This is a genomic window from Paraflavitalea pollutisoli (assembly GCF_029360705.1).
In the GTDB taxonomy this organism is placed as follows: Bacteria; Bacteroidota; Bacteroidia; order Chitinophagales; family Chitinophagaceae; genus Paraflavitalea; species Paraflavitalea pollutisoli.
This window is the reverse complement of sequence record NZ_JARKMX010000002.1, coordinates 165,825-185,522: the sequence shown is the minus strand read 5'-3', so window position 1 is coordinate 185,522 and position 19,698 is coordinate 165,825. Positions and strand designations below refer to the sequence as shown.

General features: G+C 51.7%; 17 protein-coding genes. 6 read left to right on the top strand and 11 right to left on the bottom strand.

Going from position 1 to position 19,698, the window contains the following annotated elements; genetic code table 11:
- Positions 1-24 precede the first annotated feature (24 nt).
- From mrdA (P2W70_RS05485) to P2W70_RS05460, 6 genes are all read right to left on the bottom strand, one after another.
- Positions 25-2,010, bottom strand: coding sequence for a penicillin-binding protein 2 (mrdA, locus tag P2W70_RS05485; protein ID WP_276480430.1), 1,986 nt, complete (start codon positions 2,008-2,010; stop codon positions 25-27).
- 6 nt (positions 2,011-2,016) lie between these two features.
- Positions 2,017-3,354 carry a rod shape-determining protein RodA gene (gene rodA / locus P2W70_RS05480; protein ID WP_276480429.1) on the bottom strand — a complete coding sequence of 446 codons (1,338 nt, stop codon included), beginning with the start codon at positions 3,352-3,354 and terminating at the stop codon, positions 2,017-2,019.
- Between the two features lie 8 nt (positions 3,355-3,362).
- Positions 3,363-5,429 (bottom strand): penicillin-binding protein 2, encoded by a 2,067-nt coding sequence (gene mrdA / locus P2W70_RS05475; protein WP_276480428.1) that lies wholly within the window; start codon positions 5,427-5,429, stop codon positions 3,363-3,365.
- A 72-nt stretch (positions 5,430-5,501) separates the two neighbouring features.
- Positions 5,502-6,038, bottom strand: coding sequence for a rod shape-determining protein MreD (locus P2W70_RS05470; RefSeq protein WP_276480427.1), 537 nt, complete (start codon positions 6,036-6,038; stop codon positions 5,502-5,504).
- Positions 6,031-6,882 (bottom strand): rod shape-determining protein MreC, encoded by an 852-nt coding sequence (gene mreC / locus P2W70_RS05465; RefSeq protein ID WP_276480426.1) that lies wholly within the window; start codon positions 6,880-6,882, stop codon positions 6,031-6,033. The genes P2W70_RS05470 and mreC overlap by 8 nt, the downstream gene beginning before the upstream one ends.
- A gap of 79 nt (positions 6,883-6,961) precedes the next feature.
- Positions 6,962-7,987, bottom strand: a complete 1,026-nt coding sequence (locus P2W70_RS05460) for a rod shape-determining protein (RefSeq protein WP_119053129.1) — start codon at positions 7,985-7,987, stop codon at positions 6,962-6,964.
- 613 nt (positions 7,988-8,600) lie between these two features.
- Here P2W70_RS05460 and P2W70_RS05455 point away from each other — a divergent pair.
- The 3 genes from P2W70_RS05455 to P2W70_RS05445 are packed head-to-tail and all read left to right on the top strand — an operon-like array spanning position 8,601 to position 10,502.
- Complete coding sequence (locus P2W70_RS05455; RefSeq protein WP_276480425.1) at positions 8,601-9,152, top strand: RNA polymerase sigma factor; 552 nt, start codon at positions 8,601-8,603, stop codon at positions 9,150-9,152.
- A gap of 35 nt (positions 9,153-9,187) precedes the next feature.
- Positions 9,188-10,063, top strand: coding sequence for a hypothetical protein (locus tag P2W70_RS05450; RefSeq protein WP_276480424.1), 876 nt, complete (start codon positions 9,188-9,190; stop codon positions 10,061-10,063).
- A gap of 13 nt (positions 10,064-10,076) precedes the next feature.
- Entirely contained in the window at positions 10,077-10,502 is a 426-nt protein-coding gene (locus P2W70_RS05445) for a hypothetical protein (protein ID WP_276480423.1), read from the top strand.
- A gap of 136 nt (positions 10,503-10,638) precedes the next feature.
- Here P2W70_RS05445 and uvrC read toward each other — a convergent pair whose 3' ends face one another.
- The 5 genes from uvrC to gpmI form a co-directional block, all read right to left on the bottom strand.
- Positions 10,639-12,588: an excinuclease ABC subunit UvrC gene (gene uvrC, locus P2W70_RS05440; RefSeq protein ID WP_276480422.1), complete on the bottom strand. Its 1,950-nt coding sequence runs from the start codon at positions 12,586-12,588 to the stop codon at positions 10,639-10,641.
- Positions 12,589-12,712: 124 nt separating this feature from the next.
- Positions 12,713-13,333, bottom strand: a complete 621-nt coding sequence (locus tag P2W70_RS05435; protein WP_276480421.1) for a hypothetical protein — start codon at positions 13,331-13,333, stop codon at positions 12,713-12,715.
- Between the two features lie 105 nt (positions 13,334-13,438).
- Complete coding sequence (locus P2W70_RS05430; protein WP_276480420.1) at positions 13,439-14,932, bottom strand: outer membrane beta-barrel protein; 1,494 nt, start codon at positions 14,930-14,932, stop codon at positions 13,439-13,441.
- Between the two features lie 72 nt (positions 14,933-15,004).
- Positions 15,005-15,586 (bottom strand): RNA polymerase sigma factor, encoded by a 582-nt coding sequence (locus tag P2W70_RS05425; RefSeq protein WP_276480419.1) that lies wholly within the window; start codon positions 15,584-15,586, stop codon positions 15,005-15,007.
- A gap of 677 nt (positions 15,587-16,263) precedes the next feature.
- The gene (gpmI, locus tag P2W70_RS05420) at positions 16,264-17,790 is read right to left on the bottom strand and encodes a 2,3-bisphosphoglycerate-independent phosphoglycerate mutase (protein ID WP_276480418.1); all 1,527 of its coding nucleotides are present in this window, start codon (positions 17,788-17,790) and stop codon (positions 16,264-16,266) included.
- A gap of 135 nt (positions 17,791-17,925) precedes the next feature.
- On the opposite strand from gpmI, the gene P2W70_RS05415 reads away from it, so the two are divergent.
- The 3 genes from P2W70_RS05415 (at position 17,926) to P2W70_RS05405 (ending at position 19,698) form a co-directional block, all read left to right on the top strand.
- Positions 17,926-18,321 carry a DUF4783 domain-containing protein gene (locus P2W70_RS05415; protein WP_276480417.1) on the top strand — a complete coding sequence of 132 codons (396 nt, stop codon included), beginning with the start codon at positions 17,926-17,928 and terminating at the stop codon, positions 18,319-18,321.
- A gap of 76 nt (positions 18,322-18,397) precedes the next feature.
- Positions 18,398-19,252 carry a carboxylating nicotinate-nucleotide diphosphorylase gene (nadC, locus tag P2W70_RS05410; protein ID WP_276480416.1) on the top strand — a complete coding sequence of 285 codons (855 nt, stop codon included), beginning with the start codon at positions 18,398-18,400 and terminating at the stop codon, positions 19,250-19,252.
- 98 nt (positions 19,253-19,350) lie between these two features.
- Complete coding sequence (locus P2W70_RS05405; protein WP_276480415.1) at positions 19,351-19,698, top strand: translation initiation factor; 348 nt, start codon at positions 19,351-19,353, stop codon at positions 19,696-19,698.

The following is a 19,698-nucleotide window of genomic DNA, read 5'->3' as shown; positions in this document are numbered from 1 at the left end:
TTATTTCGTTATGACCATCGCGTTTTAGCTTTTACGGCGGGCTACATACTTTTTGATGTAGGCGCTATCGTGGGTCAGGTTGAACCATTGAATAGCCCGGACGGAATCGGCCTTATACTGCAGCCGCGGCAGGTGGGCGGGCATCAGGTTGAGTTGTGCGATGCGATCCACTTCGGGCAGGCGTGCTGTACGCAGGGTGTCATTGATGTATTTCTCGACCATCAGGGAGGCGATCGGTGCAGCTGCCGTTGCTCCTGTACCACCATTTTCGATCACGACGGCGATGGCAATAACAGGGTTCTCCCGGGGAGCAAAACATACAAACATGGAGTTGTCTTTCAGTTCGATCACGCGCCCGTCGAGCACTGTTTTGTTCTGTGCGGTACCGGTCTTAGCGCAGATATTGATGCCGGGTATTTTCGCCACCCGGGCCGTTCCCTGGTCTACTACATCCTGCATGCCACTGATGACTACTTCATACAGTTCATTGGAGATATGGGTGAGCACTTCATGTTTCCGGGTGTAAGGATTGAGCAGGGCGGTGTCGGCATCGGTGTTTCCATCTACCGACCTTACAAAATGCGGAACGTAATAGAATCCTTTGTTGGCCACGATGCAGATGGCATTGGCGATCTGCAGTGGTGTGGCTGTCATTTTATCCTGGCCGATGCCGAGGCCACCACCAGTCATGGTGCAGCTGTTCCAGGAGCGGCGATATTCTTTGTCGTAGGCGCTCGTGTCGGGAATGTTGCCGGCATCTTCGCTGGGGAGGTCTACTCCAATACGGTGGCCGAGTCCGAAGGCCGTCATGTATTGTTTCCATTGCATCAGCCCTTTCCGCGGGTCGTGGTACTTGGGATTATCAATGGTGTGTTTCAAAACATCGGAGAAGAAGGCATTGCAGGACCAGGCGATGGCCTGGCGCAGGTTGGTAGCATGGCCGGCCCATTTTTCCATACACTTCACAGGTCTGTTGCAGCCGAAATAAGCGCCATGGCAATCATAATCACTGGCTGGCGTGATGAGTCCTTCTTCCAGCGCAACTAGCGCTCCCAGCGGCTTATAGGTAGAGCCTGGCGGGTATTGGCCGCGAATGCTGCGGTTGAACAGGGGGCGGGCCACATCGAGCGCGAGGTGGCCATAGTTCTTTGGCTTATTGGAGCCGGTGAGGTCATTGGGGTCGTAGTAAGGGGCGGATGTCATGGCCAGGATACCGCCGGTTTTGGGATCGAGGGCGACGATGGCCCCGACCTTGTTGCTGATCAGTTTTTCGGCCAGCTGCTGCAATTCGATGTCGAGGTAAGTATGCAGGTTGCGACCGGCGATGGCCAGCGTATCGTACAGGCCGTTCTCGTAACTGCCTACGAGGCGGTTGTGGTTATCCTTGAGCATATACTGTACGCCCCGTTGCCCCATCAGCACCCGTTCGTAGTAAGCTTCGAGGCCGGTGATGCCGGTATAGTCACCCAGGCGGTAATAACCGTTCGAGCGGCGGATCATGTTCGAGTCGGCCTCCCCGATATAGCCGAGGATATGCGCTGCTGCATGGTAGGGATATACGCGAACCGGCCGTTCTTCCAGGGCAAAGCCGGGAAAACGGTGGATGTTCTCTTCAAGTTGTGCGTGCATATCTGGCGGCAGCAGGTCTTCGAACACGGAAGGCCGGTAGGGGCCATTCTTGAGCCGAGCTTCCAGCATCCGTTTTTTGAACTCTGTACTATCGATGTTCAGGAGCTGGCAGAGGCCGGCGATATCTGTTTGCCTGGCTTCGCTGGGTGTTACCACCAGGTCATATAGGATGGTGTTGTTGAGAATGGCGCGTTCGTGCCGGTCGAAGATGATACCCCGGTCGGGATACCGCACTTTGGCCGACAGGGCATTGCGTTTGGCCTCCAGATCGTATTTGCCGGAAAATACCTGAAGGTTCAATAGTTGAAAGGCGATGATAACGAAAATGACAAGGAAGGCAACTTTGATAACGTTGCCGCGCGACTGGTTAAAAAGGGCCATAAAATATTATCGTAACACCATCTGCCTGTCTGCATCCAACCGGATCAGGATAAACAGCATGGTAGAAAACGTCAGCAGGGAAGTTCCGCCGTAGCTGATGAAGGGGAGCGGGATCCCGATCACCGGCGCCAGACCGACCGTCATACACACATTGATCGCAATGTGGAAGAAGAATACGGAGGCTACCCCATAGGCGTAACAGCGGCTGAACACACTTCGTTGTCGCTCGGCGATGTTCACGATCCGCAGTAGCAGGAAGAGATAAATGCCCAGCACCAGCGCACAGCCGATAAAGCCGAAGCCCTCTCCAATGGTACAGAAGATGAAGTCGGTTCGCTGCTCGGGTACGAAGTCGAAACGGGTTTGCGTGCCTTTGAGCAAGCCCTTTCCGGTAACACCTCCGGAGCCGATCGCGATCTTACTTTGACGAACGTTGTAGTCAGTATCTTTCTTGACGGCAGCAGGCGCTTCTTCCCCTTCTACCGTATTGAGTTTTGCATAAGGATTCTCCTTACCGATGAGCGAGAAGATCCGCTCTACCTGGTGTTTCTGCAACACTTTGGTAAAGAGGAAGGGTACCACAAACACGATGGTGATGATACTTAGCCCCCATATCGCAACGATGGACAGCAGCAATCTTCTTTTACGCTTGATCTGCTTACGCATGAAATAGATCATGGCTACGCCGATACCGGAGAGCACCAGTGCCAAAATGATCTTATCGATGAGCAGGGTTGCCACTACCAGTACACCGATCGAGAATCCGGCAATGAGGTAGCCGGCGGGGAAGCCTTCGCGGAACATGACCAGGAAGAAGGCGAAGAACACGAGTGCCAGCCCCGTTTCCTTTTGCGCAATGGTGATGGCAGCCGGTGAAAGAATGATGGCTGTGGCAATGAGGTGCGAGCGGGGTGTCGAGAAATCCGTTTCTACCCGCGACAGGAATTTGGCCAGCGCGAGGTTTACAAACACTTTACAAAGCTCGGCCGGTTGCAGGTTGAAGCCCCCGAGCCGGATGATCGACTCGGTTCCTTTTACTTCCGTGTGAAAGGGGAATACCAGCAGTAAGAGGAATATCCCGACGGCGTACCAGATATTGGCCGTCGCGGTAAAGAACTTACTGTCGGTGAGCAGTATGAACAGGCCCAGCACGACCGAGGCGATGAAGAAATAGAATTGCTTGCTGTAATCGGTCTTGAAGCCGAGGAAGCTCTGGATCACACTGTCGCCATCCCGGTAGGTTACCGAAAAGATGCTCAGCAGGCCGATGGCTACGAGGGCCAGGTACAGCCAGATCAGGACCCAGTCAACTCCTTTGGAAATAGCAGGATTACGTTGGCTCATAAGACGGTTTAAGCAAGGATATTTTTATTGAACAATCTGGGGTCGGGTACTACGAATGCGTGCGACGTTTTCACTTTCTCCCTGGAGCGGGGGAATGGTGGTTTGCTGCGTTCACGCAGGAACTTTTTCAGTATCGAGCTGTCCTTGTAACGCTGCAACCAGTTGGCGGCTCTGGAGGAGTCTTCTATGTATTGCAGGTAGGGGATGTAGGAGGGCAGCAGACTGGAGTGGTGTATCCGGTCTACTTCTTTCAGTCTGTCGACCGATAAGCTGTCTTTGAGGTAACGCTCCATCATCAGGCCGGCGATCGGCGCCGCCCAGGTGTTACCGAATCCGCTATTCTCCACCACGACCGCCAACGCGATCTGCGGGTTTTCGCGGGGGGCAAAACAAACGAATACGGAGTTGTCTTCGAGCTTGATCCGCTTGCCCTGGATGATACGGTACTTTTCGGCGGTACCGGTTTTACCACACACGTTGACGCCGGGGATCTTGGCCCTCGACGAAGTTCCATCGATCACCTGCTGCATACCGGCGTGTACGGCTTCGTAGGCATCATCGGAGATATTGGTGAGTACGGCGTGCTTCACCTTGAACTTGTTCAGGATGGTATCGGCGTCGTTTTGCCCGTCGATATCCCGTACAAAGTGTGGTGTAAAGTAGGAGCCTTTATTAGCGATGATGCACATGGCATTGGCCAGCTGCAGCGGTGTGGAGTTCATCATATCCTGCCCGATGCCCAGGGTAAGGTTGGTACAGGAGTTCCAGGAACCGCGGTATACGGTATTGTAGCGGCTGGTGTCGGGTATCAGTCCGGGCGCTTCGCTGGTGAGGTCGACGCCGGTACGTTGGCCGAGGCCAAAGGCGTTGAGGTAGTCGCGCCATTTCTCGTAACCCTTCTTTACGCCTCTGTACTGTGGGTTATCGACCGAGTTGCGGTATACCTGTACAAAATACGAGTTGCAGGAATTGGCGATGGCCAGCCGCAGGTTGGCTGCGTGGCCCGGGTTGCTGTGTGTACAGGCGGGTTTGCCGTGTCCACAACCAAAATAACGGCCTCCGCAGGGGTAGCCATAGGAAGGAGTGATCACGCCTTCATCGAGGGCGATGAGGGCCCCGAGCGGCTTGAAGGTAGAGCCTGGTTCGTAGTTACCCTGGATGGCCCTGTTGAGCAGTGGACCGGCGACATCGAGTGCGAGGGCGCCGTAGTTCTTTTGTTTATTGGGACCGGTGAGGCTGTTGGGATCGTAGTTGGGACCCGATGCCATAGCCAGGATGCCGCCTGTTTTGGGATCGATGGCGACAATGGCACCTACTTTATTGGTGATGAGCTTTTCGGCAAGCTGCTGCAGGTCCATGTCGATGGAGGTGCGCAGGTTGCGACCGGCGATGGCGGCGGTATCGAACCGGCCGTTCTCGTAACTGCCTACCAGGCGGTTGCGATTGTCTTTGATCATGTATTGCACCCCGCGGGTACCCATGAGTATGGATTCGTAATAGGCTTCGAGGCCACTGCGGCCTACGTAATCCCCCATGCGGTAGAAACCCCTGGATCTTTTGATGATGCCGGAGTCGGCCTCCCCGATATAACCCAGGATATGGGCGGCAGCGTTGAAGGGGTATACCCGCACCGGACGCTCAACAAGGGCGAAGCCCGGAAACTTCCAGATATTTTCATCCAGGCGGGCATGCAGCTCGGGTGTCAACAGATCTTCAAATATGGAGGGGCGGTAAGGGCCGTTCTTGAAACGGGCGTCCAGCATTCTCTTTTTGTACTCGGCGGTATCGATGCCGAGGATATCGCAGAGACTGAAGGTGTCGGTCAGCTTCGATTCGGAGGGGGTCACCACCAGGTCGTACATGATGGTGTTGTTGAGGATCGCCCGGTTCTTGCGGTCGAAGATGATACCACGGTCGGGGTACTTAACTTTCGGGAATACGGCATTGTTGAAGGCAGCTTCTATGTACTTGCCGGAGAATACCTGCAGGTTGAGGAGCTGCACCAATATGATGAGAAATAATCCGAGAAAGATAAGCCGGATGATATTGCCGCGGGACTGGTTAAATAGCGCCATAGGACATAGTACAATAATCTTAGATCAATGTACAAAATTAAAGATGAGAATGTTATTAAATTATCGGACTGGCTATGCTGTGTTCGTTCTGAACTTCTCTTTACGATAGAACAGCAGTTCCGTTACCAATATTAACAGCAAACTGATGCCGGATGTTGCGAGTACTTTGCCCAGGAAGAACCAAAAGTTGCCGCTTACATTGATCCATTCCAGCAATACCAGCCAGATGTTGTGAACGAGGGTCAGGATGAGGATGTAGGTTGCATACGGTGCCAGGCCCATGCTGGTGATGGAAGGTGACTTGTAGTTCTGCTCGGCTCCTTCCTGGGGTATCAGGATATTGATGAGGAAGGGGCGCAGGTAGGCGATCATGGTACAGGCTGCGGCGTGTAAACCGGGGGATACGGTAAAAAAGTCGAGGGTAAGTCCAAAGAGGAAACCTACCAGTGTGAGGGTTACCCGGGGAATACGGAAGGGCAACCAGAGGATGTACAGGAAATAGATATAGGGTATCACAAACCGGTGCAGTGGCTGTATCTGGAAAAGCACAAACACCTGGATGAAGATGAACAAGGCGAATCGGATGATATTTTTAACAAGATCACTCATTGGTTTTAATCGAGTCCTCCAGCTTTTTTTGCTCGTCTCTGAATAGATTCTGCACGATATTGGCGTGCTCCAGGTTATAGAAGTCTGTCGCTGTCTTTATTTTCAGCGTGTAGAAATTACTGGATTTGTCGTCGACCACTTCTGCCACGGTGCCTACCATTACTCCTTGCGGGTAGCGGGTGGAGTATTGGGAAGTAACGATGGTGTCGCCTTTGTTCACGGGCATGCTTTTGGGCAGGTTGATCATGGTAACGTACGAGGCGTTCTTGCCATCCCAGAATACAGCGCCGGTTTCCCCGCTCTTTTTGAGCTTGGCACTAAGGCGGAACTGGATGTTGAGCATGCTCATGACGATCGCCATGTTTTCGCTGGTATTGATGACGGTACCTGCGACACCGGAGGGGCTCATGACACCCATTTCTTTCCGGATGCCGTGTTTGGAGCCGAGGTTGATGGTGAAGTAGTTGTTCTGGAAGTTGACGGAGTTGCTGATGACCTTGGCCGAGAGGTAGGCCCATTTGCGGAAATGCCCGAGAGAGTCGAAAGCGACGGTATCCCGGAACATTTTGAGGGCGGTATCGGGTACGTCGAAGTTCTCGTGTAACCGGTTGCGCAGCTCTTCGTTTTCCTTGACAAGGGCTTCGTTGGCTTTTTTGAGCTTGAAGTAGTACTCGATGTTGTTGTACTTCTCATTTACCTTTCCGGTGACCTTGCTGGCCACACCCAAAAAGGCCGCTTCATGGAAGCGGTTGAAGTGGAACAGCATATAGAGTGCCACCAGTTGCATCACCATGAAGAACAGGAAGTTGAAGTATCTTCTGATGAAAAGGAAAATATTACGCACCTGCGGTCAAATTTTATAATTCAGTTCCTGCATTCAAAAAGCGTACCTATGGGTAAGTACGCTGATGATCCAGTTTGGTTTATCGCATTACGAAGGGATAGTGCTCGTAGTTCTTCAGCGCCAGTCCGGTACCGCGTACTACGCTTTTCAGCGGATCGTCGGCCACGTGAACGGGCAGCTTGATCTTTTGGCTGAGGCGTTTGTCGAGACCTCTCAGCAGGGCACCACCACCGGTCAGGTAAAGGCCACGGCGGTAAATATCGGCTGCGAGCTCGGGCGGTGTCATTTCCAGTGCTTTCAGGATGGCTTCTTCGATCTTGAAGATGCTCTTGTCGAGGGCTTCGGCGATTTCCTGGTAGCTGACCATGATCTGCTTGGGAATACCGGTTACGAGGTCACGACCGTTTACGGGGATATCATCAGGCGGGTTGTCGAGATCTTTCATGGCGGCGCCGATATTGATCTTGATCTGCTCGGCGGTACGCTCACCGATCAACAGGCTGTGGTAGCGGCGGAGGGCTTCCATGATGTCGGCGGTGAACTCGTCACCGGCGATACGGATACTCTGGTCACACACGATACCTGCCAGGGCGATCACGGTAATACCTGTAGTACCACCACCGATGTCGATGATCATGTTACCTACAGGCTCTTCTACATCGATACCGATACCCAGCGCCGCTGCCATCGGCTCATGAAGCAGGTATACTTCCTTCGCGCCGGCTTGTTCAGCACTGTCGCGTACGGCACGTTTTTCTACTTCGGTGATACTGGAAGGGATGCAGATCATCATTCTCCAACTGGGTGGGAACAACGGTTTTTTGGGATAGATCATTTTGATCATCTCCCGTATCATGAGTTCGGCTGCGTTAAAGTCGGCGATCACTCCGTCCTTCAATGGGCGCACCGTACGGATGCTCTCATGCGTCTTCTCGTGCATCATCAATGCGCGCTTTCCTACGGCCAGTACGGTTTTGGGGTTATTGCGATCCAGGGCAACGATGCTTGGTTCATTTACTACAACTTCATCGTTATGGATAATGAGGGTATTGGCTGTACCCAGGTCTATGGCAATCTCCTGGGTAAAAAAGTTGAATAAGCCCATTTTAAAAGGTCAGATTTTTGGATATGAATATAATGCCTGCAAAATTGATGCAAATAATCCGAATTAACAAAGTGTAACCCTTACCAGAACAGTATTTTTTCAACATCTGTGAATTCTAGTGCAGCTGCGTTTGTACTACTTTGGCGGCGATCGTTCTTTTGCGAATGCGGTTGCCTACTGTTGCACTAACGCCCGATGTCACCGATAATTGTTTTGTGCTGTTCATTTCAGGTACTTTTTTACAAACGCGCGTGTCGACAGGGTTTGCAGCGATACTGATCTGCATCAGTGATCGTTCCGTTCTCATCGGCACGACAACGCAAAGCAAAAAAGAAGCCAAAGCAAATCCGTGTTGTTGCTATCTTGCCGATGTTATAACAACCGGTTAACTGTACTTGTTGAAAAGGTGATCCGCAGTCGCTGCGGGCGTCATTCGCAAGGAGGGATGGTCGGCCGGAAGTCGCGCCCGGTGTGCGTTGTGTCCGTACCGGTTGTTGATGCGCAAGTACGCACCGGCATTTGCCAATACTTTCTTAAAGTGCCGGAACGTTTTAAACCAATTTGGCTAATTTTATTCGAATCGACATTACTAACCAACCGTAAATGCTAACCTATGGCGGTTACTACGCAAGACAGCGAGTTGCTGGTCAGGTTCCGTGACCCTGCTACCAAAGAAAGTGCCTATACCTCCATCATCCGGAAGTACCAGGAAAAACTATACTGGCATATCCGCCGTATGGTGGTTGAACATGAGGATGCCAATGATGTGCTGCAGAATGTTTTCATTCGGGTATGGAACGCGCTGGAGAATTTCCGGGAAGATGCACAACTGTACACCTGGTTGTACCGGATCGCTACCAATGAAAGCCTCACCTTTCTGGAGCAACAAAAGAAGCGGTCAGCTGTACCGCTGGGCGATGTGGAAAGTGGACTGGAAAACAAGATCAAAGCAGACAAGGATTTCGATGCCAACAAGCTGGAGTGGAAGTTGCAGCTGGCTATCCAGCAATTGCCTGACAAGCAGCGTGTTGTATTTACTTTACGGTATTACGATGAGATGCCTTACGAGCAGATGTCCAAAGTACTGGAAACCTCTGAAGGTGCCTTGAAAGCCTCTTATCACCATGCCGTGAAAAAAATAGAAGATTATATACTGAACCATTAAACTTCCCTTAACAGTAAGGGTCTTATACATAGTTCATGAAGCACAGTGTCAACATATTAAACGAGTTGCAGGAAATTAGTCCGCAAGTGGCCGAATTAGGGTGTAGCAATCCCTACTCCGTTCCAGCCGGCTATTTTTCCACGCTACCTGACCTGATACTTAGCAGGATCCGATCGGAGGAAGAAGCGCTGCCACCTGTTCTGCAGGAAGCTGCGGGGCCAACCTATTCGGTGCCTGCCGGCTATTTCGATCAGCTGGCAGCTACGATCCTGCAGCGTGTAAAAGCCGAAGACGATGGTTTGAGTGCTGAAGAAGAGCTGTCGGTATTGTCGCCGCTCCTGAGCGGTATCGGTAAAAAAATGCCCTTTGGGGCGCCTCCCGGTTATTTTGCCGGGCTGGAAGACAATGTGGTGTCTGGCGCGCGGGCGCTCGATGCCGTGAACGAAGAGCTGGAAAACCTGCCTGCTGTATTGGTTGGTTTGCAGGATATGCCTACTTACCAGGTGTCTGCCGGTTATTTTGAGCAGTTGCCGGCAAGGGTACTGGAGCAGGTAAAACCCGTGGCGACACCTGCCAAAGTAGTATCTTTCCCGGTGCGTCGTTTTGTGCGGTATGCAGCTGCGGCTGTGGTGGCCGGGGTGATCGCGGTAGGTGCGTGGTGGTATGCCGGTTCATCCGGTGTTGCGCCCACCGATGTAGCTAACAAGGTAGAGAAGTTGTCGACAGACGAATTGCAGAGCTACCTGGAAACTCAATCGGCGCCGATGCCTGCTTCGGATCTGCTGGCTGTACACAACAGGCCCGAGATCGAATCGGGTGACCTGAGTGGTCTGCTGGAAAATGTATCCGACGAGGAGATCCAACGATACCTGGAGCAAAACCTGCTTACCCAACAAACTGCTACCAACTAATTCCCCTACGATCATGAAAAAGTTATTACTGATAGTTTCGCTGTTTTTGACCCTGGCATCGGCTGTCGTGGCGCAAAGCGACGATGACGATAAGAAAACGCCGGGTGGACGGGTAGAGGCGCTGAAGATCGCCTATCTCACCCAGAAGCTGAACCTCTCTCCCGATGAAGCGCAGAAGTTCTGGCCTATTTACAACAAATATGCGGCAGAGATCCGTAAAGTGCGGATCGATGGCCGGGTGAATAAGGAAACGGAGATCGAGATCGAAGAGAAGATGCTGGCCATCCGCAAGAAGTATAACAGTGAGTTTACCAAGGCGCTCTCTCCGGAAAAGGTCAATGCCTTCTTCAAAGCCGAAAAGGATTTCGGAACGGTGCTGCAGAAAGAGTTGATGGAACGTCGCCAGCAGCGGCAGGATGCGAAGCGAAATGGTAATTAACAATCATCGCTCCGGCATAGCGGCCAGTGGCACCTGGCTTATTCAATAGTCCAATCGCACACTTAGGTGTTTTTCATAGGTTAGCATGGGCGGCTCTTTCCAGGGCAGGCCCTTTTTGCGGGATAGGGGTAGGTGGTCAATCATTGTCGACTGTGGAGTCGATATCTTCTTCCATCCCGCCCTCATTTTCTTTTTCCTGCGACAACATCTCCTCTGCTGAAGCATTCTGCGACGATGATTTTGCGCCTGAAACAAGCGAACTATTGCCGTCTGCACCTTCGTTCCCCTCCGCAAAATGCGCGCGGATCAGTTTGGCTTTGGAAGCCCCGATGGTATTGATCAGCTCTTCTTCGGGCAATTCCTTGATCTTCTTAACGGATTTAAACGTCTTCAGCAGCAGGTCGATGGTGCTCTTACCGACGCCTTTGATCTGCTCCAGCTCGTTCTTGAAGGTGCCTTTGCTGCGTTTTTGCCGGTGGAAGGTGATACCAAAGCGGTGTACCTCATCGCGAATGCGGCGGATCAGTTTGAGGCTTTCGCTTTGGTAGGGCAATTTGACCGACTCCTGGTCGCCGGGGAAGAAGATCTCTTCTTCGTTCTTTGCCAGGCCGACGACCGTCATGGTGCCCTGCAGGCCCAGTTCTTCAATGCTTTCCAGTGCGGCGCCCAGTTGCCCTTTACCTCCATCAATGATGACGAGCTGGGGGAATTCCTGGTTTTCGTCGCGCAGGCGTTTGTAGCGCCGGTATACGACCTCTTTCATGGTGGCAAAGTCGTTGATCCCTTTTACGGTCTTCACATTATAATGACGGTAATCTTTCTTACTGGGCACGCCATCTCTGAAGCATACCATGGCCGATACGGGATAGCTGCCCTGGAAGTTGGAGTTATCGAAACACTCGATGTGCAGTGGCGCCAGGGGCAGTTGCAGGTCTTCCTGTAACTGGTATAGTATTTCCTTTCGTTCCGAATCGTCTTTGCCTTCCAGCTTCAGCATCTTACGGCGCTTGAGTTCTTCCCGGAAATAGTTGACGTTCTTCTCTGACAGCTCTAGCAGCTTCTTTTTATCCCCCCCTTTGGGAATGGTCATGAGTACATTGGCCTCCGTGTAGTCGACCTCGAAGGGGACGACGATCTCCATGGCCAGACTGTTGAAAGTGCTGCGTAGCTGGGCAATCGCAAAGCTGAGCACTTCTTCATCGGGCTCGTCGAGGTGGGTTTCGAGCTGGGAAGTATGTGTTTGTACAATGGTGCCGTTTTGCACCATCAGGTAATTGACATAGGCCTGGTCACCATCGCGCAGCAGTGAAAAGACATCCACGTTCATGAGGCGGTTGGTGGTGATGATGGATTTGGCCTGGTATTGTTCCAGGTGTTCCAGCTTCTTGCGGATGATCTCGGCTTTTTCGAAGGCGAGGTCTGCTGCGGCTTCTTTCATCTCTTCTTTGAAATGACCGATGACCGGTGACAGGTTACCTTTTAATATATCCCGAATCTGTTGCAGACCATCGCGGTAGTCCTCGTGGGTTTGCAGGCCTTCGCAGGGGCCCTTGCAATTGCCCAGGTGGTATTCCAGGCAGACCTTGAATTTCTTGCGCTGGATATTGTTGTCGGTCAGGTTGAGCTTGCAGGTGCGCAGCGGAATATTGTTGCGGATAAAGGCCAGCAGTTCGCGTACCCGGCCTACCGATGTGAAGGGGCCAAGGTATTCGGACCCGTCGGGGATGACCGAGCGGGTGAGGAAGATACGCGGGTATGGTTCTTTTTTGATGACGATATAAGGGTAGGTCTTATCGTCTTTCAGGTTGATGTTGAACCGGGGCTGGAACTGCTTGATGAGCGAGTTTTCCAGCAGAAAGGCATCCTGCTCCGAATCTACGATGGTGAATTCGATGTGGTGGATGCGCTGCACCAGTTCGTGCGTCTTGTACGAAGTAAATGTCTTTACGAAGTAAGAGCTTACCCTTTTGCGCAGGCTCTTGGCTTTCCCCACGTAGAGCAGGGTATTCTGACTGTCGTAATATTTATATATACCGGGATTGACCGGAATGGTATGTGCTATATTTTGAAACTCCTGTGCCGTCATGTCTTATTGCTCCTCATCCCTCCGGGAGGTAAGGTGCAATGTACGAATCCTGTGGCACTCGTACGAACCGGGAGGGTTGGTCAGGCGATGGAATGCTGTATTTGGGTATGTGGGGCGCGGATGACTACTGTCCAAACTGCTCCGGATCCCAGATGTATTTGTCTACCAGGGTAATGGCGGGACCGGTTGCGGGTTGTTTGACGGTTATGATGTAGCAGTACTGATGGGTTTTCCAGGTAAATTTCTGGTCGATGGCGGTATCGCCTGCGCGGTAGGATCGTTCGTAGTAGAAACGACTGATCTGGTCGCCGTTGGGGGTGCGGGTGATATAGGCCACCACGTTGCGCAGCGATTGGGCGGCGTTTTTGGGGGTGTAGATAAACTGTATCTGGTCTACCGACTCATCCATGAACGAACTTTCGGTAAAGGAGTGTCGGAAGGTGTCGGCTTCCAGTTCGGGGATGAGGAAGGCTGCTGCGGCCTGGTGAAAGGCTTTTGGTTTTATAAAAGCCGAGTCCATTTTCCCGTTGATGGTAGACTTGCGCAGGATGCCGCCTGCAAAGGAATCGACGTGGCGGATGTCTTCCCGGATGAGGTCCTGGATGGGGAGAAAGGTGCCTCCGGTATCTGCCGCCAGTTTGCTTGAATCGACGCCGATGGTTTCGGGCTCGTTAGCAGGATGGGCAGGTTGGTCTTTACAGGCTACAATGATCAGCAGGATCAGGAATACCGGAATGAACTTCATGATGGGAAGATAGATAATAAATTAAAGGCTGCTGTGGGATATAACGGCAGCTGTCGGGCATAATTGTGTGGTAAGTAGAATACGGCGTGCTTGAGGGGTGATTGGTTAGCGGATTGCTTTCGTAACACCGATCTTGAGACCATATTCCATCAGGTATTCGCGGATGGGATATTTGTCGACATAGCTGGAGAACAGCTGGTAGCGGAACTGTGGGCCGATCTGCCATTTGAGATCGCCTGATTTATAGGCGAGGTAGATCTCTGCGCCGGCATTGACATTCCACCTTCTTACGAGCGATGGTTCCTGGGTGTAGTTCTTATAATCGGTGGTGATGAGGTAGCTCTGCCGGTTGATCAGGAAGGTGGGCTGGATGGTGCTGGCCAGGCCTATCTGTAATTTACCGGCACTAAGCACTTTATAATCGAAGCCTACGGGCAGTGACAGTTGGAAATACTGATTCTGCAGGTTCTCCGATACGTCGCCGGCGACATTGCTGATGCGGGTTTGTTTGGTAAGGGAATCAAAGGTGTAGCCGTTGGAACTGCTGTTGAGTGCGATGGTGGCTTCCTCAGACGCATTCGATCCATAAGCCTGGATGGCGTAGCGGGAGTAGTTGAACTGTGCGCCGGCCCGGATCTGCAGGTTTTTGGTCAGGGCATATTGGAAATGGGAGCCCAGTTCAAATCCGAGTGCTGGCTTGTGGTTCACCAGTTTATTGGGATCGCCGGCTACATTTTGTTTGACGGGCAGGTTCTTGATGTCGTTGGGTATGGAGGCATCGTTGCTGGTCAGTTTACGATAGTTCATGGTAGGTGCAAACGAGAGCTGCCAGCTGAGGCGCTTGAGTTTAGGCACTTTCAGGTTGTATACGGCATACTGCTGCATCCAGTTGATGCGCTGTTCATCTGCTTCGAGTCCGGCGTCGGTCAGCTTGGGGGGTACTACTTCGGGGGCCGGCGTAGCTTCTGGTTCCAGCGGAGGCGCGGACAGGTCTTTAAAGAGCATCAGCCTGTTGAGTTCGATGGGCGTATTGATGTCTTTGTCGCTAGCAGACAGGATGGCGAGGCGGTCGGCAAGGGACGGTTTGCCTGACTTGGGCTTACCGGTGTTGGTTGTGCCCGCTTCCGCCATCGATTCATTGGTGTTGGAGGCCGGATCGTTGCCGGTCATAGGGATCGGCGGAATGATGATCCGTGTGGGACCGACGAATGTATTGTCGGGATTGGTGACAAAGGACCTTGGTGTGCCGGCCGGATCATTGCGTTGCCCTTTCTGGATAATTGCGCCGAGGAAAGGGATGGCGGCTGTTTGGCGGCGTGCTTTTTCACGGTCTGCCACAGCGTCGGTGGTGGTATGATCGGTGGCAGATTTATTAACGGAAGCTTGTTGTTTGTTGTTGGAGGGGGTAATAAGCTGGTCGATGGCGTAATAACCGATGCCGGAAATGAAGAGGAGGAAACCGAGCCAGTACCATTTTTTGCGGGTATGCAATGAGCGGTTGATGCCCTTCCACACCTGTTCGGAAGGATACATCCTGTATTGATCAGCTTTCTGTTTTAACAGTTCTTCAAATTCATCATTGTAGAAACCGCGCTCCATAATCGTTGGTGTTTGTACGGGTATGCATTTTTCAAAGGATTAGTTTCATAGCAACAATCAGGTTTCTCTCCGTTACTGTCCCGCGGTCATCCCAAGCCAGCTGATCTTTTCTTTTGGCTTTTGAATGATTTTCTTCTTAACCAGAATATCTTCCAGCATCTGCCTGGCCCTGGTGTACTGTGAGCGGCTGGTGCTTTCTTCGATGTCCAACATTTCGGCGATCTCCTTGTGCGAATAACCTTCTACGGCGTACAGGTTCAATACGGTCCGGTATCCGATGGGCAGCAGGCGAATGCATTCAACGATCTGCTTGGCCTGTACGATCGACGGAACGGACTCTTCCCGTACCTGAATTGTCGTAGCGTGTATGATGTCTACGCTTTCATTAAACTTCTTGTTTTTCTTCAAATGGTTGATGCAGGTATGAACGATGATCCGGCGAATCCAGCCTTCAAACGCGCCTTTATTCTGGAAGGTGTGTATTTGTGAAAATACTTTGATGAACCCTTCCTGCAACATATCCTCTGCATCTTCCCGGTTGTGGGCAAACCGATAACAAACTGACAGCATTTTGGGACTATACCGTTGGTATAATTCCCGTTGGGCAGTCGTGTTGTTTTGTAAACAGCCTTGTAAAATGGCTTCTTCGGTCATATAAACCGTTTGGTTGCCCTGTAATTTAGACAATTTCCCGCAGTAAAAGCTGCGCGCCGTCGAAAAATAATGCCCGTCAAGTTGCCGTGATGGGGGTGGGAGGAAGGCAGGAAGAAAGGCACCGAGGCATCTGAGGGAAAAGCAGCAAGGCGACTGGGGGGAAGGCGAAAGGCATGGCGGAAAGGCTGTGAAAGTCATTGCTGTAGCAGGGACACTCGGGGCCCTATCGCTTTTGGTGTAAGTGATTGATTTAGAAAAGTTGTGCTATTTTCATTACACTTCCATGGGAGCGCCATGGGAGCGGTATGGAAGCGAGTAGGGAGCGGCACCCTTTAGACCGCTGCAAATGTACAATCCCAACCAGGGGCATTCCAAGTTTTGAGAAAAATGTCATGACATTAGCATGGCGATAGGGCGAATAGTGTACTTGTACTGTATGCCGAATGTATGCGGACTACTCTGCAAATGCCCGGCAATAGCTCGGGTACCCTATCGGGACTATACAGGGTTTTAGTGCTTTCCGCGTACTCTCCCCGAGCACTACCAGTGCTATCCCTGAACTGGAGGCACCCATTCGGCGTACATGCTGAATAAGACCCGTGTATAGGATCCGGGAGGGCAAAAAAAAGCCGCCACGATGGTATTCGTGGCGGCCAGGTTATGCTAATCAGGTTGAATTATCCGATCAGTACGTTGCCGGTCATTTCTGCCGGAATGGGCAGGCCCATTTTCGTGAGGATCGTAGGTGCCAGGTCGCCCAGTTTTCCAGGCTTTACGGTGCCTTTCCAGTCCTTGTCGATCACGAACAGGGGAACCAGGTTGAGCGAATGCGCTGTATTGGGGGTTCCGTCGCTGTTGACCATGAAGTCGGCATTGCCGTGGTCGGCGGTCAGGAATACGGTATAGCCGTGTGCCAGGGCAGCTGTTACCACGCGTTCTACGCATTTGTCTACCGTTTCTACTGCTTTCACTACTGCCGGGAATACGCCCGTGTGGCCTACCATGTCGGCATTGGCATAGTTGAGGCAGATGAAATCTACGCTTTCACTTTCGATCTCCGGTACGATGGCATCGGTCAGTTCGATCGCGCTCATCTCGGGTTGCAGATCGTAGGTTGCCACCTTGGGGGAGGGCACCATGATACGCCGTTCTCCATCGAAGGGCACTTCACGGCCACCGCTGAAGAAGAAAGATACGTGGGGGTATTTTTCTGTTTCGGCGATGCGGATCTGCGTCATACCGTTTTGCGCCAGTATTTCACCCAGGGTGTTGTTGAGGTTGTCGTTTTCGAATACGACATGTACATCCTGGAAGGTCTTATCGTAATCCGTCATGGTTGTATAGTTCAGCTTCAGCTTCTTCATACCATGATCGGGCATATCGGTTTGCGTGAGTACCTGGGTGATCTCGCGGCAACGGTCTGTGCGGAAATTGAAGCAGATGGCTGCATCGCCTTCCTGGATGGTGGCGAGGGGCAATTGGTCTGCACCTACGATCACGGTAGGTTTGATGAACTCGTCGGTGATGTTGTGCGCGTAAGCCTGCTCTACGGCGGCGAGGCCGTCGGTAGCTTTTTCTCCTACGCCTTTTACGAGCGCATCATAGGCCAGTTGCACCCGCTCCCAGCGTTTGTCGCGGTCCATGGCATAGTAACGACCACTGACGGTGGCGATCTTACCAGTTGTTTTATTGAGGTGCTCCTGCAGGTCTTTCAGGTAGCCTAGACCGCTTTTGGGATCGGTGTCACGGCCATCTGTGAAGGCATGGATAAACACGTTTTTCAATCCTTTGCTGGCTGCCAGCGATACCAGGGCTTTGAGGTGGAGGGTATGCGAGTGTACACCACCATCGCTGACGAGTCCGAGCAGGTGCAGGGGCTTGTTATTGGTCAGGGCGTACTGGATGGCATCGAGCAGTACGGGGTTTTCGTTGAATGAACCGTCGCGTACGGCTACATTGATGCGCTGCAGTTCCTGGTACACAATGCGACCGGCGCCCAGGTTGAGGTGACCGACCTCGCTATTGCCCATTTGTCCGTCAGGCAATCCCACGGCTTCTCCGCAGGTTACCAGCGTGGTGTTTGGGTATTTTGCATAGAGGGAGCTGACGAAAGGTACGTTGGCGTTCTGGATGGCGTCGGCGGTTTTCACCTGTCCGAGGCCCCAGCCGTCCATGATCACTAAAATTGCTTTGCTGGTTGGCATATAACGATATGATTATGTTAGATTTGTCTTGGTTCCGGGTGGCAAAGGTAAGTAATACACAGGGATTAGTATTTTTTCAACGTATTCTTACTTTGGCATGGATTTAGCGCTTTTTGTACCAGAAAAATTGCACTTATGAATAACAAAGGGAGGCTGGCGACAATAGTCTTTGCACTATTCCTGGTCTCATTCACTTCGTACTACTATTCAATTGACGATGTTGTATCTGCTATGCGTAGCGGCAATGCCAATCAATTGTCACGGTATTTCGACAGCAGAGTGGATATATCCCTTCCCGGCAAGAGTGATAATTACAGCAAAAGTCAGGCTGAAATGATCCTGAAGGACTTCTTCTCCAACAACAAGGTGAAGAACTTCCAGATCAAGCACCGGGGAGAGAATAAAGATGGATCCTTGTTTTGTGTAGGCACTTTGCAAACCACCAATGGCAACTATCGTACAAAATTCTTTATGAAGCAGAAGGGAGAGCAGCAAGTGGTGCAGGAAATGGGCTTCGAACAAGTTGAATAGATTCATTGATCCTTAGAAACACCTCCAGACCCATGGCCAACGCCATGGGTCTTTTTATTTATTTTATCTTTGCCGCATGCTAACTTTCGACGAGCAACTGGATATATTGATCAAAGCTGCACTGGCAGAAGATATTGGCGATGGCGATCATTCTACCTTAAGTAGTATCCCGGCCGATGCGGCAGGGAAAGCAATCCTTAAAATCAAACAAGACGGCATCCTTGCAGGGATGGAAGTGGCCGCTGCCGTTTTCCGGTACAAAGAACCTTCCTCGGTATTTACGCCTTTCAAGAAAGATGGGGAGGCCATGCAGGCCGGTGAGGTGGCTTTTGAAGTGGAGGCTTCTGTGCATACCATCCTGCAATGCGAGCGGCTGGTGTTGAATTGTATGCAACGCATGAGTGGCATTGCGACGCTTACGCATAGCTACAGCGATCGTATCAAAGGCTACAAGACCAAAGTGCTGGATACCCGTAAAACCACGCCTAACTTCCGGTTGCTGGAGAAAGAGGCGGTACGAATCGGCGGTGGACACAATCACCGGATGGGTTTGTACGATATGATCATGCTGAAGGATAATCACATCGATTATTGTGGTGGTCTGGAAAAAGCCATCGACCGGGCCTGGACCTATGTACAGGAAGTTAACCCAGCGCTGAAGATAGAAGTGGAAACCCGCAACCTCGATGAAGTGAAGCGGGTGGTCGCGTTTGGAAAGGTGAACCGCATTATGCTGGATAATTTCACACCTGAGCAGTTGGTGGAGGCCCTGCAGATCGTGGATGGAAAGCTCGAAACGGAAGCCAGTGGCGGGATCAATATCGACAATATTGAAACCTATGCGAAGACGGGCGTCGATTATATCAGCGTGGGCGCTTTGATCCATCAGGCAAAAAGCCTGGACCTGAGTTTGAAGGCGGCGATCAAATAAGGACAGATCTTTTGATTGGTATTGGTTGCGGTGATCCAATGAGTTGTTTTATCTGAACCTCTTTGTTAACTTTCTCCAGAACATTAATACGCATTGCCATGAGCAAGAAGAATAAACCCGATAGCCAGGGATTTGTATACAGCACCGATCCCAATTTCCGGTTCGAAGAAGAAGCGCGTGAACATGCGGCGACCCTGCCGCCTGCGCAGCAACCGTTGCGAGTACGGCTCGATACGAAGAACCGCGGCGGTAAAGCCGTGACTTTAATACAGCAGTTTGTAGGTACTGACGCGGACCTGGAAGAGCTGGGCAAAAAGATCAAGAATTTTTGCGGTACCGGTGGCGCAGTGAAGGATGGTGAAGTGATCATTCAGGGCGACCAGCGCGATAAGGTGATGCAGTTTATGGTGAAGAACGGGTACACCAAGGCTAAGAAAATCGGATAA